This window comes from Thermincola ferriacetica (assembly GCF_001263415.1).
GTDB lineage: Bacteria > Bacillota > Thermincolia > Thermincolales > Thermincolaceae > Thermincola > Thermincola ferriacetica.
This window is the reverse complement of sequence record NZ_LGTE01000008.1, coordinates 71,873-89,753: the sequence shown is the minus strand read 5'-3', so window position 1 is coordinate 89,753 and position 17,881 is coordinate 71,873. Positions and strand designations below refer to the sequence as shown.

The 17,881-nt window shown below is 47.8% G+C and carries 17 protein-coding genes and 1 riboswitch; all 17 genes read right to left on the bottom strand.

Going from position 1 to position 17,881, the window contains the following annotated elements:
- Positions 1 to 39: 39 nt before the first annotated feature.
- A complete protein-coding gene (thiM, locus tag Tfer_RS07190; RefSeq protein ID WP_052217633.1) occupies positions 40 to 867 on the bottom strand; it encodes a hydroxyethylthiazole kinase in 828 nt (275 codons plus the stop codon).
- Positions 868 to 1,004: 137 nt separating this feature from the next.
- A complete protein-coding gene (thiC, locus tag Tfer_RS07185) occupies positions 1,005 to 2,336 on the bottom strand; it encodes a phosphomethylpyrimidine synthase ThiC (RefSeq protein ID WP_052217632.1) in 1,332 nt (443 codons plus the stop codon).
- A gap of 1 nt (position 2,337) precedes the next feature.
- Positions 2,338 to 3,816 (bottom strand): bifunctional hydroxymethylpyrimidine kinase/phosphomethylpyrimidine kinase, encoded by a 1,479-nt coding sequence (gene thiD / locus Tfer_RS17235; RefSeq protein WP_160315538.1) that lies wholly within the window; start codon positions 3,814 to 3,816, stop codon positions 2,338 to 2,340.
- A 68-nt stretch (positions 3,817 to 3,884) separates the two neighbouring features.
- Positions 3,885 to 3,982: riboswitch (TPP riboswitch) on the bottom strand.
- A gap of 180 nt (positions 3,983 to 4,162) precedes the next feature.
- Positions 4,163 to 4,558 (bottom strand): response regulator, encoded by a 396-nt coding sequence (locus tag Tfer_RS07175; protein WP_052217630.1) that lies wholly within the window; start codon positions 4,556 to 4,558, stop codon positions 4,163 to 4,165.
- Between the two features lie 212 nt (positions 4,559 to 4,770).
- Positions 4,771 to 5,937, bottom strand: a complete 1,167-nt coding sequence (locus Tfer_RS07170; protein ID WP_052217628.1) for an amidohydrolase — start codon at positions 5,935 to 5,937, stop codon at positions 4,771 to 4,773.
- A gap of 87 nt (positions 5,938 to 6,024) precedes the next feature.
- Positions 6,025 to 6,243: a hypothetical protein gene (locus tag Tfer_RS16295; protein ID WP_152908999.1), complete on the bottom strand. Its 219-nt coding sequence runs from the start codon at positions 6,241 to 6,243 to the stop codon at positions 6,025 to 6,027.
- Positions 6,244 to 6,424: 181 nt separating this feature from the next.
- Positions 6,425 to 7,249 (bottom strand): Nif3-like dinuclear metal center hexameric protein, encoded by an 825-nt coding sequence (locus Tfer_RS07160; protein WP_052217664.1) that lies wholly within the window; start codon positions 7,247 to 7,249, stop codon positions 6,425 to 6,427.
- A gap of 123 nt (positions 7,250 to 7,372) precedes the next feature.
- Positions 7,373 to 9,514 carry a Tex family protein gene (locus tag Tfer_RS07155; protein WP_052217624.1) on the bottom strand — a complete coding sequence of 714 codons (2,142 nt, stop codon included), beginning with the start codon at positions 9,512 to 9,514 and terminating at the stop codon, positions 7,373 to 7,375.
- A 67-nt stretch (positions 9,515 to 9,581) separates the two neighbouring features.
- Positions 9,582 to 10,310 carry a gamma-glutamyl-gamma-aminobutyrate hydrolase family protein gene (locus Tfer_RS07150; protein ID WP_052217622.1) on the bottom strand — a complete coding sequence of 243 codons (729 nt, stop codon included), beginning with the start codon at positions 10,308 to 10,310 and terminating at the stop codon, positions 9,582 to 9,584.
- Between the two features lie 167 nt (positions 10,311 to 10,477).
- A complete protein-coding gene (locus tag Tfer_RS07145; protein ID WP_013119607.1) occupies positions 10,478 to 10,828 on the bottom strand; it encodes a type II toxin-antitoxin system PemK/MazF family toxin in 351 nt (116 codons plus the stop codon).
- A gap of 1 nt (position 10,829) precedes the next feature.
- On the bottom strand, positions 10,830 to 11,105 hold the full coding sequence (locus Tfer_RS07140; RefSeq protein ID WP_013119606.1) for a CopG family ribbon-helix-helix protein: 276 nt from the start codon (positions 11,103 to 11,105) through the stop codon (positions 10,830 to 10,832).
- Between the two features lie 254 nt (positions 11,106 to 11,359).
- On the bottom strand, positions 11,360 to 12,109 hold the full coding sequence (locus tag Tfer_RS07135; protein WP_152908998.1) for a GltB/FmdC/FwdC-like GXGXG domain-containing protein: 750 nt from the start codon (positions 12,107 to 12,109) through the stop codon (positions 11,360 to 11,362).
- Complete coding sequence (locus tag Tfer_RS07130; protein ID WP_052217620.1) at positions 12,102 to 13,367, bottom strand: NAD(P)/FAD-dependent oxidoreductase; 1,266 nt, start codon at positions 13,365 to 13,367, stop codon at positions 12,102 to 12,104. The genes Tfer_RS07135 and Tfer_RS07130 overlap by 8 nt, the downstream gene beginning before the upstream one ends.
- A 23-nt stretch (positions 13,368 to 13,390) precedes the next feature.
- Positions 13,391 to 13,834: a 4Fe-4S dicluster domain-containing protein gene (locus Tfer_RS07125; RefSeq protein WP_052217618.1), complete on the bottom strand. Its 444-nt coding sequence runs from the start codon at positions 13,832 to 13,834 to the stop codon at positions 13,391 to 13,393.
- Positions 13,835 to 13,846: 12 nt separating this feature from the next.
- Entirely contained in the window at positions 13,847 to 15,349 is a 1,503-nt protein-coding gene (locus Tfer_RS07120; protein WP_052217616.1) for a glutamate synthase-related protein, read from the bottom strand.
- The gene (locus tag Tfer_RS07115) at positions 15,346 to 16,446 is read right to left on the bottom strand and encodes a class II glutamine amidotransferase (protein ID WP_083436834.1); all 1,101 of its coding nucleotides are present in this window, start codon (positions 16,444 to 16,446) and stop codon (positions 15,346 to 15,348) included. The genes Tfer_RS07120 and Tfer_RS07115 overlap by 4 nt, the downstream gene beginning before the upstream one ends.
- 94 nt (positions 16,447 to 16,540) lie before the next feature.
- Positions 16,541 to 17,869, bottom strand: coding sequence for a type I glutamate--ammonia ligase (gene glnA / locus Tfer_RS07110; RefSeq protein WP_013119600.1), 1,329 nt, complete (start codon positions 17,867 to 17,869; stop codon positions 16,541 to 16,543).
- Positions 17,870 to 17,881 lie beyond the last annotated feature (12 nt).

Sequence of the window (17,881 nt, the reverse complement as noted above, 5' to 3'; positions counted from 1 at the left end):
AGCTCAACCAGACCTTTTTGCTGTATTCATTTTGGTTTATTAATAAGCCGCAAACTTAGCCATCCGGCTAATCTGTTTTTCCTGCAGGTTATATAAGCTGTCGAAGAATGCCGTCCTAAAACTTGCCGGTCCGTATACGTCAGCCCTTCCGGCGGCAATTTCGCCTGCTATTCCGTAGCAGATCAGCGCCGCTGCAGCCTCATGAACCGGGCTATCTTGCAGGGCCAGGAAACAGCCGATAACAGAACCGGCCATGCAACCCGTACCTGTTATAGTACCCATAAGCTCATGCCCGTTACTTATTTTATAGCCGGTCCGGCCGTCAGTAACGATGTCAGTAACTCCGGTGACTACGACGGTAACATCTCTGGCGGCGGCAAATTCCCTGGCTATCCGGTCTATATCCTCTACCGTCCCTGCCGCGTCAACACCCCTGATTTCGGCTTCGGTACCTGCCAAAATAGCTATTTCCGCATAATTTCCTTTAACAACAGATACTTTTACTTCGCTGAGGATTTTCCTGGCAGATTCGGTACGCAGTTTGGTGGCTCCGGCACCGACAGGATCCAGTAAGACAGGGATTCCCAGCCGGTTCGCCTTTTTACCCGCTTTGATCATAGCCGCTACCTGGTCGGGTTGAAGGGTTCCGATGTTCAAAACCAAGGTCCTGGCCGCTTCCACCATTTCTTCCACCTCGTCGAAGGCATGGGCCATAACCGGCAAGCCGCCTGTATGCAGAGTAATGTTGGCGCAATCATTAGCCGTAACGTAGTTAGTAATATGGTGAATAAGCGGTTTTTCCCGTCTCACCCGGGCCAAAAACCCGGCTACCTGAGACGAATTCAAGTATTTTAACTTTTCCTGCATTTGTACGTACGCCTCCTTCAGACTTAATAAACATTTCAACTTTCGCAGTTCTATTAGCACTATGGTGGTAAAACAATAAGTTATGACTTACGGTACACAGAGAAACATTTTACTATACCAGGACACAGATATTAATTTTAAGAGTAAAGTTTATGACTTTTGTTCCTGTCACATTGCAAATGTTCCCCAATTACTTTCATGGCGCAAAATTCTCCACACATGGAGCATTCTTCTTTACCCTTATTTTCATCTTTGTCTTTTATGTTCTTCTCCTGCCAATACCGGACTGCTTTCTCCCGGTCTATAGCCAGTTCTATCTGTTTTTGCCAGTCCAGGGCCTTCCGTGCTTTGGCCATTTCCAGGTCCCAGGCCAATGCTCCCGGCGCTCCCTTGACAATGTCAGCGGCGTGAGCGGCAATCCTCGCCGCAATCACCCCTTCCCTTACATCTTCTACCGACGGCAGGCCCAAATGCTCGGCGGGTGTCACATAACAAAGAAAATCCACTCCGGCAGAGGCCGCAAGGGCGCCGCCAATAGCCGAGGTTATATGGTCATAACCCGGGGCGACATCGGTAACCAAAGGTCCCAGTACATAAAAGGGCGCCCCTTTACAGATGCGTTTCTGCAATATAACGTTAGCTTCAATTTGGTTGAGCGGTACATGGCCGGGGCCTTCAACCATGACCTGTATGCCTCTTTCCCAGGCCCGGTCTACCAATTCGCCCAGAATAATTAACTCGTGTATCTGCGCCCGGTCACTGGCATCTGCCAAACAACCGGGCCGCAATCCGTCACCGAGGCTTAAAGTGACATCATATTTCTCGGCTATATCTAATAGCCGGTCATACTGTTCGTACAAAGGGTTTTCCCGGTTGTGATGCAAAATCCAGCCCGCCATAAAAGCCCCGCCGCGGCTAACAATGTCCGTAATCCGGCCCTCTTTTTTCAAACGCTCAATTCCCTCGCCGGTAACGCCGCAATGGACAGTAATAAAATCAGCCCCATCGCGCGCCTGTTGTTCAATGGTATTAAACAGGTCTTCCTCGGTCATTTCAATCAGATTTCCGTATTTTCGCCGGGCTTCCACCATCGCCTGGTATTCGGCAACTGTGCCGACTGGTACCGTACAACGCTTTAAGATCTCTCGCCTGATGACATTTAGGTCGCCGCCTGTGCTGAGGTCCATCACTGCATCGACCCCCGCGGCCAAAGCCGCTTCCAGCTTTTCTATTTCCTTGTCCAAATCAGGAAATTCAGGCGATGTCCCTATATTGGCATTTACTTTCGTCCTTAGTCCATGGCCTATAGCGCAAGGCTCCAAATTTTTATGGTTTATGTTAGCCGGGAGGACTATAGTTCCTGACGCCAAACCATGCCGAATAAATTCCGCCGCCAGCCCTTCCCTTTGGGCTGCCATTTCCATGGCCGGTGTTATCCGGCCTGCCCGTGCCTCTTGCATTTGTGTCATTCTATCTACCACCTTCCATTATGTGAATAAATTTTTGTGCTGCCAGTGTTATATCGTCGGCCCCGACAACGGCAGTTATAACAGCCACGCCGTCAGCCCCGGCACTTAAAACTTCCGCCGCATTATCCAATTTAATACCGCCAATCCCATAAACAGGAATAGAAACGGCCTTTTTTACCTGCGCCAGCAATTCCAAACCCCTGGCTGTCCCCGCGTCGGGCTTGGTATCTGTATGGAAAACCGGCCCAAATCCAATATAATCGGCTCCCTCTTTTTCGGCAGTTAATGCCTCTTCCACCGTTTCCGCAGAAATCCCCAGAATCATATCGGGCCCGATGACCCGGCGGGCCATACGGACCGGCATATCATCCTGTCCAAGGTGGACCCCATCCGCATCAACAGCCAAAGCCACATCTATGCGGTCATTAACTATAAACAGGGCATTGTTTTCCCGGGCCAGCCTTTGCAACTCCCGTCCCACTTCCACCAGTTGTCTGGTGGTCCATTTCTTCTCCCGCAGTTGAATGATACCCGCGCCGCCGGCCAATGCCTGGCTTACTACCTCTGTTACAGGCCGGCCTTTGGCAAATTCCTGGCCGGTAATAACATATAATTTCCGGCCCGTCAATTTGCGGGAATTATTTTCGGTTTTTGCCGCCGGCAGACCTTTTGCCGGCCTTATGGCTTTTGTTGAATGGTCAAAATACCCGGCCAGGTGATTTGTCGGTCCGTGACCGGCGCCCAGGGAATCGGCATTTAAAAGCGCCAGGTATAGATAGTCTTTCGCTATTGGAATAGCCTTTTTTAAAGGCATTCCCAGGGCCAGGCAGGCGGCCAGGGCCGCGGAAAAAGTACATCCTGTTCCATGGGTGTTCTTTGTATCTACCCGCGGGCTCCGGTACTCATAAATTTCTTTGCCGTCGTAATAATAATCAATGGCTTCCCCCGACAGGTGGCCTCCCTTGATTATTACTCCTTTCGGACCCCAACCATATATAATCTGAGCGGCTTTTTCCACATCTTCCCGGTTGGCAATCCGGATACCGCTTAATACTTCTGCCTCTGCGATGTTCGGGGTAACCACTAACGCCAATGGCAACAATTTGTCCTTAAGAGCCTTTTCCGCTTCCGGTTCCATGAGTCTGTCCCCGCTTGTAGCCACCATTACGGGGTCGACTACAAGGTTTTCGTGTTTAAATTCCCTTATTTTTTCCGCCACCTCACATATAATGTCTGCATTGGCAAGCATCCCCGTCTTTGTAGCATCGGCCCCTATGTCCGACAGAACATCGGACATCTGCTGCCCGACAAATTCAGCGGGCATAGCCCGAAAACCGCTTACTCCCAAAGTATTTTGGGATGTTACGGCAGTAATAACAGACATCCCATAAACACCAAACGCACTGAAGGTTTTCAGGTCTGCCTGGATACCTGCTCCGCCGCCGGAGTCCGATCCGGCAATAGTAAGTACCTTTTTCAAAGCTGATCCCTCCAAAAAATTTTTTTGAAAAGAAAAAACCCATTCCAGACAGAATGGGCGATATAATGCAAATATATCGACCACTTCCCTCCGCTGGCATTATCCAGGTCAGGTGCAAAGGGTTGGCATGAAGCCTCTCAGCCCGAAGGCACCCCTAGTGGCAACTCATTTTGAATAGAACAAAAGTTTCTATCGAAACTTTAAGGAAACTTTTGTTGATATCCGGAAATCATGCTTTGAGGTTATCCCCAATTTTACCTCAAAGCATAATTTCCTAGATACTGAAATATTATATCATATAAAACATAAAAAAACCACTATAAGTGGTATAGTGGTCGAAGTTTTTCTAACCAACGGAAATTTGCCGGTTATTTCCGTTGTCAGCCAAGGTTCGTATAATGCTGCGTATTTCCTCAATGTCAAAAGGTTTTATCAGGTATCGAACCCTCCCACTAGGTGTTTTGTCAAGCACCTCCTTCTCAGCAAAAGCCGTCATCATTACAATCTCAATATCAAGGCCCATTTGTAAAATGATTTCCAAGGCCTGGGTACCATCCATCCCCGGCATCCTGATATCCATGAATATTAAATCCGGTTGATTTTTCTTAACCTGGTCGACAGCTTCGAAACCATTACAGCCGGTGAAAGTTTGACATCCCTCTTCCTGGGCAACAGCTTCCAGCAAATGCCTTACGCCGGCCTGATCGTCAACAATCAACACTTTTAGAGGAAACCCACTCACTATTACACCTCCTTCGGCAGATACCAATTTACAATTCATGTGTCCGAAATTACCTTTTTGATGTTCAAAAAGGCAGTTATGATGTCTAAAACTTATTTTATTCTATAATCTATTCTTCGACGTAAAAGAAGGGTTTCCTCCCCAAAAAATAGGCGATTTTCCGACAAAAACCGACGTTTTGACCACTTGCTAATGCTTCCGTATATATCTAATTATTTACTATCTAAATTAATTATTTTACCTGCAACAATGACCTTTTCCACCCGCGTTTTCAATTCAAATAAAGGTCCGTTTAAGATAATAATGTCGGCATCCTTACCCGGTTCCAGCGTTCCAATCCTGTCCTGCAAACCTAAAATTTGCGCCGCATTTACTGTCAATGCCTTCATAGCTTCCTGTTCATCCAACCCTTCCCGGACGGCTAAAGCGGCGCTCAATGCCAAGTAATTAATTGGGATGACAGGATGGTCAGTCATAAAAGCTATTTTTACACCGGCTTTGGCTAAAAAATAAGGGTTAGCCAAAGTCCTGTCTTTTAATTCAACTTTTGCCCTATTCGTTAAGAAGGGGCCCACGACGGCCGGTATTCCTCTTTTCGCCAACTGATCGGCAACTTTATATCCCTCGGTGCAGTGTTCAATGATAATTTTCAGATTAAATTCTTCTGCGATGCGAATGGCGGTCATGATATCATCGGCTCTGTGGGCATGGGCCCGGATAGGAATTTCTCTTTTCAAAACCTTGCAGAGTACCTCCATTTTCAAATCCCGTTCAAAAAAGGCTTCTTCCGTTCTTTGTCTTTGACGTTCCATCTTGGCCATATAATTTTCGGCTTTGACCAAAGCCTCCCTGAACAAAGCAGCAGTGGCCATTCTTGTCATAGGCATCTTGCTCTGGCTGCCATAAACTCGTTTAGGGTTTTCACCAAAAGCTACCTTGAGGCCGATGGGGTTTTTTATAACCATTTCGTCAACCACCCGACCAAAAGTCTTCATGGCCAGGTTTTCCCCGCCTATAACGTTTCCGCTTCCCGGCCCCGTAACAACAGTAGTCACGCCTCCTTCCAGGGCATCCTGAAAACCAAGGTCTTCCGGATTTATACCGTCAATAGCCCGTAAATGCGGAGTCACAGGCTCCGTCGATTCATTGACGTCGTTCCCCTCCTGCCTGTATACTTCTTCCAGTATTCCCACATGGCAGTGAGCGTCAATGAGCCCCGGCATAACAATTTTACCGGCGGCATCAATGACTTCCGCTCCTTCCGGAATTGATATATTGGAACCAACCTTTGCTATTTTTTGACCGTCCGTCAGAATAGTACCCTTTTCGTATTCTTTTCCCGTCATGGTTATTACCCGACCATTAATTATGGCTAACATAACTCTCCTCCTTTGTTTTTGGGGTTGGCGCTGTACCGGTGGAACAACCGTTGCTTCGAGGCTCCGGGCAGCGGCGATTAAGTGTGATCACCCACTGACTACAGAACGGCCTGTATTACGGTTCGATCTGTACAAGGAAGGGTGGGTGGGGTGACCCGGCTGTGCTGCAAAACCTGGCCGGGAAGGCAGCGTTCCCGAACTCGATGGCTCATGTTGCATTTCTTTATAGTCAGGCCGCCTCCCATCCGGACACTCAACCTCCGTTGCGTGCCGGACTTCCCGGCGGCATTCACCATCTTCGGACATGCGGGAACTCCCTGCCTCCCCGGCCAGGGTTTGCGGGCACAGTCGCTCCTTGACGGTAGCCTCAGCACCCCACCCACCCTTCCTTGTACACGCAACCTCGGAGCAACGGTTACTTCACCATACAGCGGCATCTGCAGGTCAAAGGTTGTTTCACCCCCAGCAGTAGACCCAATGGCCATTATTAAGGCGCAACTACCCCGCTCATACGGATTACCTCGACACCCCTGGCTTCGAGAGCGGCAATGATTTTGTTAATGCCTATGGAATCGCTGGGCATGTGACCGGCCACTACTATATTGCCAATGTTCTGTTCCCGTACAGCCCTGATTACATCATCGGGCATATGCATGGCCACCAGGGTTCCCACGCCGGCCTCAAAATATGCCCTGGCCACTTTTTCCCCGCCGTTGGTACCGCCGGCCATCACGACAAATACTTTCCCGGCGTAATCCTTTTCGCTGCCTACCCTGATCACCGGTTTAACCGGCGAATTCTGATACTCGGGAATTTCCACCAGTATATCAAGAACATCTCTTAAAGTGGCCTTCGGTATACCGGCCAATCCTCTGTCAAGAGCTGCCTGAACAGTCTTCTCCGTGAGAATGTCCGCAGGTGAATGAATGACCATATAGGGCATATTTAACAGTTGGGCAGCTGATACTACCCGATCGTAATTCCCCACGTGGTGAGACCGGTCGACCTGTTCCACCCTTTCCTGGAGCACCTTTTGGGCTTTGTTGATGGGTATACCGGCCTCTACCATTCTATCAATCTGCCTGTACATGACTTTGTGGAAATCCACCATAGGCAGGCCCCCTTTGGGATGGTGGCTGACCACGGCGTCAACGCCCAAATCACGGGCCAACAACAGCTCGGCGACCTCCATATCAATGCCGAAGGCCAGCTTTTTTATGTTTTTGCCGGGCACAATAATGCCCGAATCGGGCGGCACCTCGTCCAATCCGGCCAATTCCAATACAAGGTTCATGATCTCCCGTGTTCGCAAAGCTATTTCTCCTTTCTTAGTAATTTCAGCAGCCAATAACCAGTTGCCCTTCGGAGTAACGATTGTATCGCCACTTCAGTCGTATCTTTGCGGCCAGCAACCACCGGCAACTGGTCGCTATACTTAGACATCTTTCATAGATAGGCTAACCCGCTCCCGCTCCAAGTCAATGCTCACAACCTTTACTTTGACTATATCGCCCACAGCCACTACTTCCATAGGATGCTTCACATATTTTTCACTGAGCTGAGAAATGTGCACCAAACCATCGTGCTTCACCCCGATGTCTACGAAAGCGCCGAAATCAACCACATTGCGCACAGTCCCTTGCAGCACCATTCCTTCACGCAGGTTTTCCAGGGAAGTTACTTCTTTATGGAAAATTGGTTTGGGCATGTCTTCCCGCGGGTCGCGCCCCGGTTTTTGCAGGGCTTCAATAATGTCCCTGACAGTAGGTTCACCCGCATTCAGTTCTCTGGCTAAAGCCACTGCATCCATTTTAGATAAAAGTTCCTGCAATTGGCCGCTCTCCTTGCTGAGCAGGTCTGCCGGTTTCAATCCTACCTTGGCTAATATCTTTTCAGCCAGAAAGTATGACTCGGGGTGAACAGGAGTCTTTTCCAGGGGATTATCTCCATCTGCAATACGCAGAAAACCTGCGCACTGAACAAAGGTCTGTTCCCCCAAGCCCTTGACCTTTTTTAATTCCGCGCGGTTCCTGAATTTGCCGTTGCTTTCCCGGTAAGTGACAATGTTCTTGGCTACCGATGGTTTTATGCCGGCCACATATTTCAATAAAGAAGGCGATGCGGTATTAAGATCTACACCCACAGTATTTACACACGACTCTACTACCCCCTGCAAGGTGGCCTCCAGCCTTTTGGAATTTACATCATGCTGGTACTGGCCCACGCCCACGGCCTTGGGGTCAATCTTGACCAGTTCCGCCAGCGGGTCCTGCAACCGCCGGGCAATGGAAACAGCGCTTCGCAAGGATAAATCGTATTGTGGGAACTCCTCACCGGCGAGCCTGGAGGCTGAGTAAACTGAAGCCCCGGCTTCACTGACAATGGTGTAAGCGAGGTTCCCCGGGTATTCAGCCAGCAAATCTGCCACCACTGCTTCCGTTTCCCTGGAAGCAGTCCCGTTGCCAATGGCAATCAGGTCAACCTTGTGTTTGTCAATCAGGGAAGCCATGATTTTTTTTGCTTCCTCCACTTTGTTTTGCGGCGGGGTTGGGTACATAACCCCCACATCAAGCACCTTGCCTGTTTCGTCTACCACAGCAATTTTACATCCGGTACGGTATCCGGGATCAATACCCATAACCACTTTACCCTTAATAGGTGGCTGCAGTAAAAGGTTTCTTAAATTACTCGCAAATATTTTAACTGCCTGTTCTTCCCCTTTTTGCGTCAGTTCGTTCCTGATCTCCCGCTCTATCGAAGGCTCAATAAGCCTTTTATAGGAATCTTCCACAGTAATTTTAAGGAAATCTTCGTATGGGCTGTTCTCCCTGATATACATCGCCTGCACAGCCACCAATATTTTTTCCACCGGGGCCTCTATCTTTACATTCAACGCTTCTTCCTTCTCACCCCTGTTTAAAGCCAAAATCCTGTGGGGGGGAATCTTTTGTACAGGTTCACGGTAATCATAATACATTTGATAAACGCCTTTTTCATTTGTCTTGCCCTGGGAAGAAATGAACCCGGCTTCGAAGGTCATTCTTCTGACAAGTTTCCTGACATCGGCGTCATCGGAAATAATTTCGGCAATTATATCCCGGGCTCCTTCCAGAGCTTCTTCCGGAGTATTTACGCCCATTTCAGTATTAACATAGGAAGTAGCCAGGGAACTCAGGTCCCCGGAATCAGGGGCCTGCGCCAATATGACTTCAGCTAAAGGTTCCAATCCTTTTTCCTTAGCTACACTAGCCCTGGTCTTGCGTTTCTGTTTATATGGCCGGTACAGGTCTTCCACTTCCTGCAATTTTTCTGCCCGGTTAATTGCTTCAGCAAGTTCGGGAGTCAATTTCCCTTGCTCATCTATCAACCTGATAACTTCCTGTTTACGCTCCTCCAGGTTACGCAGGTAGTTTAAGCGTTCCTGAATCTCCCTGATCTGGTTTTCATCCAGTTCACCGGTAGCTTCTTTGCGATACCTGGCAATAAAGGGAACAGTATTACCTGCATCCAAAAGTTTGACGGTATTTTCTACCTGAACAGCTTTCAATTTGAGTTCCCTGGCAATGGTCTCGATCAATACGGTTCCTCCATTCTGATTAAGATAATAACCTTATTCTATTATGCCGGCAGCACAGGTTTTTCCTTCATTTATTAGTCATTTTACCCGGTTGGTTGGTTTTACAGGCGGCAATAAAAGCCGCAAACAACAGGCGGGCATGTATATCTTTTGCTGTCATACATTCGGGATGCCATTGCACCCCCAGGGCAAAAGAGTGGTTAGTAGATTCGATGGCCTCTATGACGCCGTCAACAGACCTGGCAGTCACCAGAAAACCCGGTGCCGGTGCCCTGACCGCCTGGTGGTGAAAACTGTTCACTCTTATGGAAGGGGTATTCAATATGCTGCTTAATTTCGTACCGGGAACCAAGTCTACCCGGTGGGTAGGATACCACCGGGGAGCCTGTTGAGAATGTTTGACCGGTTTATGTATCTCCACACTTATGTCCTGAACCACCGTGCCTCCGGCGGCAACATTTAGTACCTGAATACCACGGCAGATAGCAAATACGGGAATGCCTTTTTCCAATGCCAGGCGCGTAAGTGTAATCTCGAAACAGTCCCTGTCCGGGGTAATCTCTGCCAACCCCGGCTCAGGTTCTTCTCCAAAAAAGTAGGGGTCTACATCCGGCCCTCCCGACAAGATAAGGCCGTCTGTCTTAGCCAATATTAAGGAGCAATCCTGTTGACACAGGGCCGGCAAAAGTAATGGTATACCTCCCGCACTGGCAACAGCTTCCGTATATGCCCGGGCTAAAAAATACCGGTCAGCCCCGTTTTCTTCGGCACAGGTAATACCTATTACCGGTTTCATTTCCTCATCTCCAACTGCTGTTTTATTATGGTTTTAATATAAGGTTATGTATCTCACTTCATTTTGCCTTATCGTCCTCATATAATGGTAAATTTTACTATATAAAATGCTCCAAAAGAAAAAAGAGCCGGTTTATTTCATGGCTCTTTTCTAATAACACAGACTGTCTAAATATCAATTAACCCTAGGCTGATCTCGATAGCTTGAGCTACCTTTTCCATATCTTCTTCACTCAAAGATGTAACCTTTTCCATTAACCGGCTTTTATCAATAGTACGAATCTGTTCCAGCAAAATAACCGAATCCTTTTCCAACCCACTGTTTTTTGCAGATATTTCTACATGAGTAGGAAGTTTGGCTTTGCTTATTTGAGAAGTGATTGCCGCTACTATGGTGGTCGGACTGTATTGATTGCCTATATCGTTTTGTAGTACTAAAACCGGTCGCGTCCCGCCCTGTTCCGAACCAACTACCGGACTTAAATCTGCAAAGAAGATATCACCGCGTCGGATAAGCATATTATTTACCCTCCGCTAACCTTCCATCAAAAAGGCGTGTGACTTCATGTTCAACATTAAAATTTTCTCCAGCCAACGCCAAGTTGATTTTGGCCATCTCTAAGTATCCTTTCTTCATTTGCTCCCTGATAGTTCTCCGTTTTTTCTCCTGGATATAAAGTTTCATGGCCTCACGAATAAACTCACTGCGATTAAGTTTTTCCGCAGCCACGATACCGTCTACTTCGCGCAACAGGTTATCAGGTAAACTAATCATAATTCTTTTTACTTCCGCCACCCTAGCGCACCTCCTCAGCAAAGCGTATATATCGACATATATACTATATTATAACAAGGAGCAATACTCGTGTCAATATAGCCTGCTGCTAAAGACAGGCCTTGCACATACAGAACAGGGAATTTTTTGCCTGGTAATTATTAGGACGCTAACCTATTTTACCCGCTACAACCAAAATAAATGCGGACCTTGATAAAAAAGTTGCTGAATTTGTGGATTGTCTGGAAATTTTATCAGCCAGTACCATGAGCTATTTATGATGTATAAAGTTTTCCGTATGGGCGATGGGATACCGGAACAACCTTGGTGAACGCATGGTCCATAACAGTTTTGAGGTCTACATTTAAGTCGCTGCAGAACTCGGTGAGATAGGTCTCTAAAATCTCTCTGTCTTTTTCATCGATATCAAATACCGCAACTTCCTTACCCAGGTAATGCGGATTGATGTTTTCCCTCTTTTCCCGCAGGTAAACAACTCCGCCATGCATACCTGTTCCCAGGTAATCGCCGACGATGGGCCGACCGGGTTTGCGGTTCAGCCCCAGTAGAACTGCTACACCGCCTGCCATGTATTCGGCAAAAAAGTCTCCTGCGCAGCCACCGGCAATAATAAGGGGCTTTTTGTCACGGTATTCCTTCATGTGAATAGCTACCCGATAACCCACATCGTCACGGACAAAAATTTTACCGCCCCTCATAGCATAACCGAGCACATCCCCGGCATGCCCATGCACAATTATTTTTCCGGAGTTCATGGTATTCCCTACCGCATCCTGACCGCTGCCATAAACAGTAATGGCAGGACCGTCCATAAATGCCCCCAGGTCATTGCCGGGCACCCCCCGGATTTCGATTTGCACCGGTTTGTTTATACGGGTACCGATATAACGCTGGCCGTTTACATTTTCCAAAAGAATTTGGGTGGCGCCTTCATTTACCGTCTCCAGGAGGAGGTCATTCAGCTCTTTATAGTATATGCCTTTAGCATCAATTGTTTTAATCACCGGCCTTCCCTCCTGTCAATTTAGCTTTTCTCACGTCCGGCGCAAAATGGATATAACCGAAATCCTGCCGGATTAAATCCTGCTTGAAAGCCTTGACATCTGCCTGTTCCCTGATTAAACCGGTTAAAATACCGCTCCGGTCTATAGAGTTGAGCAGAATAAAGCCAACAACCCTGTCATTTTTTAAAACTATTTTGCGATAACATTTATCCTGGCTGCTTTCATCCACCATAATCTCATACTCGCTACCTTCAGGGTTAGCAATACCGGCCGTATTCATTGGCAGGCCAAAAAGCCCTATGGCATTGAAAGCAAATCCGCCGCCAAATTGCACTTCGGCCCCTGCCATGGCCTGCCCGGCAATTTCCCCCTGCATATAAGCATTGGGCAAAATCGGGAGTACCCTTTGTCCACCGTAAAGAAGGTCATAACCTTCACTTACGTCCCCGGCGGCATATACATCAGGCACACTGGTCTGCATCTTCTCGTCAACTAATATACCGCGGTTGTACTTAATGTCAGATTCTTTAATCACATCCAGGTTAGGGGTAACCCCTATAGCTACTATGACTATGTCACAGGGCAGCTCATTGTTATCTTTCAGCAGAACCGAACTAACTTTATTATCCCCCCGGACCTCTACAACAGTGTTGTTCAACTTAAAAGCAACACCCTTGGTTTCCGCATGCGCTTTTACCATTTCCGCAGCTCTGGTATCCAGAATTGAGCTCAAAATCCTATCCGAAAGGTCCAGCACGGTAGTTTCCACGCCACACTGTACCAGAGCTTCTGCGGCCTTCATACCAATGAGGCCCGCTCCTACAACCACAGCCCTTTTTCCCGGCGCGGCAACTTCCTTAATTTTTTTAACGTCATCAAATTTTATAAAGGTATAGACCCCTTCCCTGTCCAGTCCGGGTACCGGGGGAACAATAGGCTTGCTGCCGGTGGCGATCAATAATTTATCATAAGGTATATCGCCTTCTGCGGTAACCACCGTTTTTTCACCGGTTTTTACAGCTAATGCCTTACGGCCCCCCAAAAACTGTACACCATGCAGTGCGTAAAAATCCTCCGGGCGGTACCTCATTTGGTCTTCCGTGACTTTATCCGCCAGGTAATAAGATATTAACGGCCTGGAATAGGTATGGTACGGTTCGTCGGACAGTATGGTAATCGTACCCTTCTTGTCTACCTTTCTGATTCCTTCAACAGCGCCAATTGCCGCTGCAGAGTTTCCGATCAATACGTATTTCAACGCCTCTACACCTCCCTTTGGCCCTATTCTGCAAGTACTAATGCTCCATTGGGGCAGTTGGCCACACACGCCGGCCGGCCATCGGCTTTTTCTATGCATAAGTCGCATTTGGCGGCAACCTTCTTCCCTGCTCCGTCTCTTACAATAGCGCCGGCTGGGCAGGCCACTATACAGGTCCAGCAGCCAACACAACGTTCTGTATCGTTTACAACGGTGCCCGTTTCCGTATCCCGGTGCATAGCTCCCGTTATACAGGCTTTGATACAATATGGTTCATCACAGTGCCGACACTGTATGGCAAAAGATACAGGCTTGTTTTCCTCGACGATTATCCTGGCAGCAGGACGCGGCCCTTTTTTATAAGCCTTCACAATGTCGTTAGGGTAACGGGAATGGGCTACAATACAGTGAACTTCACACAACCTGCAGCCTATACACACTTCCTCGTTGGCATATATCCTTTTCATTACTTACCCCCCTTACTCTCCGGCCGCTTTTATTCCGAGTATATTAAGCTCTTTTTCCGTTAAGCCAATTCCCCTTAGCATCAGCCTGTTACCCCGCAAGCTCTCCAAAGCATTGATACCCATACCGCCTAAAAGTTCTTTGATCTCGTGGCCCCAGGCCTTCAGCAAGTTTGCAGCTCTCCGGGCGCCTATGTCTGGATTTAAACGTTTTACCAGGTTGGGGTTCTGAGTAGCTATACCCCAGTTGCATTTACCACTGTAACAGGTCTGGCACATATGACAACCCAGAGCAATTAATGCCGCGCTTCCTATATAAACGGCATCTGCTCCCAGAGCAATGGCTTTGACCACATCGGAACTGTTCCGGATACCGCCGGAAATTACAATGGAAACCTGGTTCCGGATGCCTTCTGCCCGCAGTCTGGAATCAACCGCTGCCAGGGCAAATTCTATTGGAATACCAACACTGTCGCGAGTTCTTAAAGGTGTCGCCCCCGTTCCGCCGCGAATTCCGTCAATAGCAATGATATCGGCCCCTGCCCGGGCAATACCGGAAGCTATGGCGGCAACGTTATGCACAGCAGCGATTTTTACAGAGACAGGTTTTTCGTAATTGGTTGCTTCCTTCAGGGCAAATATGAGCTGGCGCAAATCCTCTATGGAATAGATATCGTGGTGCGGCGCAGGGGAAATGGCGTCGGTTCCCTCAGGTATCATCCTGGTTTCGGAAACCTGTTTACCAACTTTTTCACCCGGTAAATGTCCACCGATGCCCGGTTTAGCTCCCTGACCGACTTTTATTTCGATGGCTTTACCGGCCTTCAGGTATTCCGGGTGAACACCGAAGCGCCCGGAAGCCACCTGGACGATACAGTTATCCCCAAACTCATACAGGCTCTTGTGCAATCCGCCCTCGCCCGTATTAAAGTAAGTCCCTACTTCTTTGGCTGCCCTGGCCAATGATGTAATGGCATTTAAACTGATGGATCCAAAGGACATGGCCGCAAACATTATGGGGACTTCCAGTTCCAGTTGAGGTGGCATCTTTTCCGCCAGGCGACCGTCTTTGATATTCAACTGTTCCGGTTTACGCCCCAAAAAAGTTTTCAGTTCCATAGGTTCACGCAGCGGGTCAATGGACGGGTTGGTTACCTGGCTCGCATTTAATAAGATATTATCCCAGTAAACAGGAAAATTCTTGTCAGTACCCATCCCTGTCAATAAAATGCCGCCTGTAGCTGCCTGTTTATAAATTTCTTTAATCGTTGACCCCGTCCAAACCGGGTGCTCCCTAAATTCCAGCGGATGCCGCCTGATGCTTAAGGCCCTGGTAGGACAAAGCAGAACACACCGGTGGCAGTTTACGCACTTGGTGTCGTCAGCCATCATTAAGTCTTCTTCCGCGTCATAAGAGTGAACCTCATTGGCACACTGGCGCTCACAGACTCTGCAGTTGATGCATTTTTTGATATCCCGTTCCACAATAAAATCCGGAGTTTGGAAATTCAGTGTCATAACCTGTCAGCTCCTTCCAGCAAACCAATTACCGGTTCGCCCCCGCGAGGCGTCCATACAGTGTCCGGGTCGGCACAAATTTCACGGATAGCCGATTCTTCACTGGCCACATAAAGAAAATCTCCCTTGGTTGCAGCCACCAGAGAACGCAGTTTGATCCTGTCATTAAGCGCCATTATACCGTTTCTGGTTCCAAGGATAATGGAGAAAGGCCCATTCACAAGCAGACTGGAATAGGTGGCTCGTAAAGCTGTGAACAAATCCTTTTCGGCCGGTTCCATTCTGTCGATATCCTTCCAGAAAGGCGCCGCCACAGTGGCGACGGCCAGTTCAAGACTCAGTCCCTGCTTGCGGATTAAATAGTCAAAAATATAGGTAATAGCTTCCGTATCTGTCTGCAGAGTGCATTTATATCCAAACATTTCGAGGAACCGGGCGTTCGCACCATAGGAAGATATTTCCCCATTGTGTACAACAGACCAATCAAGCAAAGTAAAAGGATGGGCTCCACCCCACCAGCCCGGGGTATTGGTAGGGAAACGGCCGTGAGCAGTCCAGATATACCCTCTGTATTCGTCTAACCGGTAGAACTCCCCTATATCTTCAGGGTAACCAACCCCTTTAAAAGCACCCATGTTCTTTCCGCTGGAGAAAATGTAGGTTCCGTCGTACTCACTGTTTATTCGCATTACGCAGCGCACAACATATTCTTCTTCCGTCAGTTCCGACTGCAAAAGCTTGTCTTTTTTTGGCTGTACAAAATAACGCCAAATCAGCGGGGGATTGGTAATTGAACATACTTTGCGGGTAGGAATTTTGCCGTTGGAATCTACGTTAAAATGCTCATTTATAAATTGTTCAGCCTTTTCTTTACAAGTCAGTCCTTCATAAAATACATGCAGAGCATAATGGTTTTCATATTCGGGGTAAATTCCATAAGCAGCAAATCCACCCCCCAAACCATTGGAGCGATCATGCATCAAGGCAATTGACCTGATAATATCTGCGCCGGAAAAAACTTGGCCTTTTTTATTGATAATTCCACTTATCGCGCAGCCGGAGGGAATTCTCGGATACTGCTTAACCAAAGTTATCACCTACCATTTCCTTTGTTTTGCTTTTTTTACATTTTTTTACTTTTTTTCGGTAATAAAAACCGGCTTATGAATAAGCCGGTGCAAGTTTAGCTGATTAAAACTTTTCCAGGTACTCCTCAAGTTCCCATGGATGGACTTGAACCCTGTACCGGTCCCATTCAATTAGTTTTGCCTCCACAAACCGGTTGTAGATGTGGTCCCCCAAAGCGCTTTTCACTACTTCGTCCTTCTGAAGCTCCTTAATAGCTTCATAAAGGTTCATGGGCAGGCTTTCGATATTTTCGGCAGCCAGTTCTTCAGGGGTCATATGGTAAATGTTTTTATCCGTTGGCGGTGGAGGCTGTATTTTATTTTTAATTCCGTCCAATCCTGCCTTCAGGCAAACGGCTATTGCCAAGTATGGATTACAGGCAGGGTCCGGGTTTCTTAACTCAATACGGGTACTCATCCCTTTCTTGGAAGGAATCCTGATTAACGGACTTCTGTTGGCGGCAGACCAGGCAATATATACAGGCGCTTCATAACCGGATACCAGGCGCTTGTAAGAGTTCACTGTCGGATTAACAATAGCAGCAATAGCCTTGGCATGTTTAATCAGTCCGCCTATATAGTAATAAGCTTCTGCACTTAACTGGTCGGGAGTAGTAGGGTCATAAAAAGCGTTCTGCTCCCCTTTAAAAAGGGACTGGTTCATGTGCATACCGGAACCGGCTATACCAAAGACGGGTTTGGGCATAAAGGTAGCATGCAAACCATGTCTTTGTGCTATAGTCCGCACAACAAATTTAAAAGTCATAATCTTATCGGCAATATCAAGGGCATCATCATATTTAAAATCTATTTCATGCTGTCCGGGAGCTACCTCATGGTGCGAGGCTTCAATCTCAAAACCTAATTCTTCAAGGGTCAGAACCATATCGCGGCGAGCATTTTCGCCCAGGTCGACAGGGGTAAGGTCAAAATAACCGGCTTTATCGTGGGTAATTGTAGTAGGTCTGCCGGATTCATCGGTCAAGAAGAGAAAAAATTCCGCTTCCGGGCCCACATTCATGGTATACCCCATCTCTGCAGCCTCACTCAGTACCCGCTTGAGAGTATTCCTGGGACAGCCGCTAAAAGGGGCGCCGTCGGCATTGTAAATATCACAAATCAACCTGGCAACCGAGCCTTCCCGGGGGCGCCAGGGAAATACGGCAAAGGTATTCGGGTCTGGCTTTAGATACATGTCCGATTCCTCAATCCTTACAAATCCTTCTATTGAGGACCCGTCAAACATCATTTCCCCATCAAGAGCTTTTTCCAACTGTTCGACAGTAATAGCTACATTTTTCAATACACCAAAAATATCTGTAAACTGCAGCCGCACAAACTTTACGTTTGCCTCAGCCGCCATCTGTATAACATCTTCTTTGGTTAACGCCATTGTTAACACAAC

Coding starts and splice junctions, on each gene's coding strand:
- thiC (WP_052217632.1), bottom strand. CDS start 2,336: ATGACACAAATGCAAGAGGCACGGGCAGGCCGGATAACACCGGCCATG.
- Tfer_RS16295 (WP_152908999.1), bottom strand. CDS start 6,243: ATGTCCGAAGATGGTGAATGCCGCCGGGAAGTCCGGCACGCAACGGAG.
- Tfer_RS07150 (WP_052217622.1), bottom strand. CDS start 10,310: ATGAAACCGGTAATAGGTATTACCTGTGCCGAAGAAAACGGGGCTGAC.
- thiM (WP_052217633.1), bottom strand. CDS start 867: ATGCAGGAAAAGTTAAAATACTTGAATTCGTCTCAGGTAGCCGGGTTT.
- glnA (WP_013119600.1), bottom strand. CDS start 17,869: ATGGCGTTAACCAAAGAAGATGTTATACAGATGGCGGCTGAGGCAAAC.
- Tfer_RS07170 (WP_052217628.1), bottom strand. CDS start 5,937: ATGTTAGCCATAATTAATGGTCGGGTAATAACCATGACGGGAAAAGAA.
- Tfer_RS07125 (WP_052217618.1), bottom strand. CDS start 13,834: ATGAAAAGGATATATGCCAACGAGGAAGTGTGTATAGGCTGCAGGTTG.
- Tfer_RS07145 (WP_013119607.1), bottom strand. CDS start 10,828: ATGCTTATCCGACGCGGTGATATCTTCTTTGCAGATTTAAGTCCGGTA.
- Tfer_RS07120 (WP_052217616.1), bottom strand. CDS start 15,349: ATGACACTGAATTTCCAAACTCCGGATTTTATTGTGGAACGGGATATC.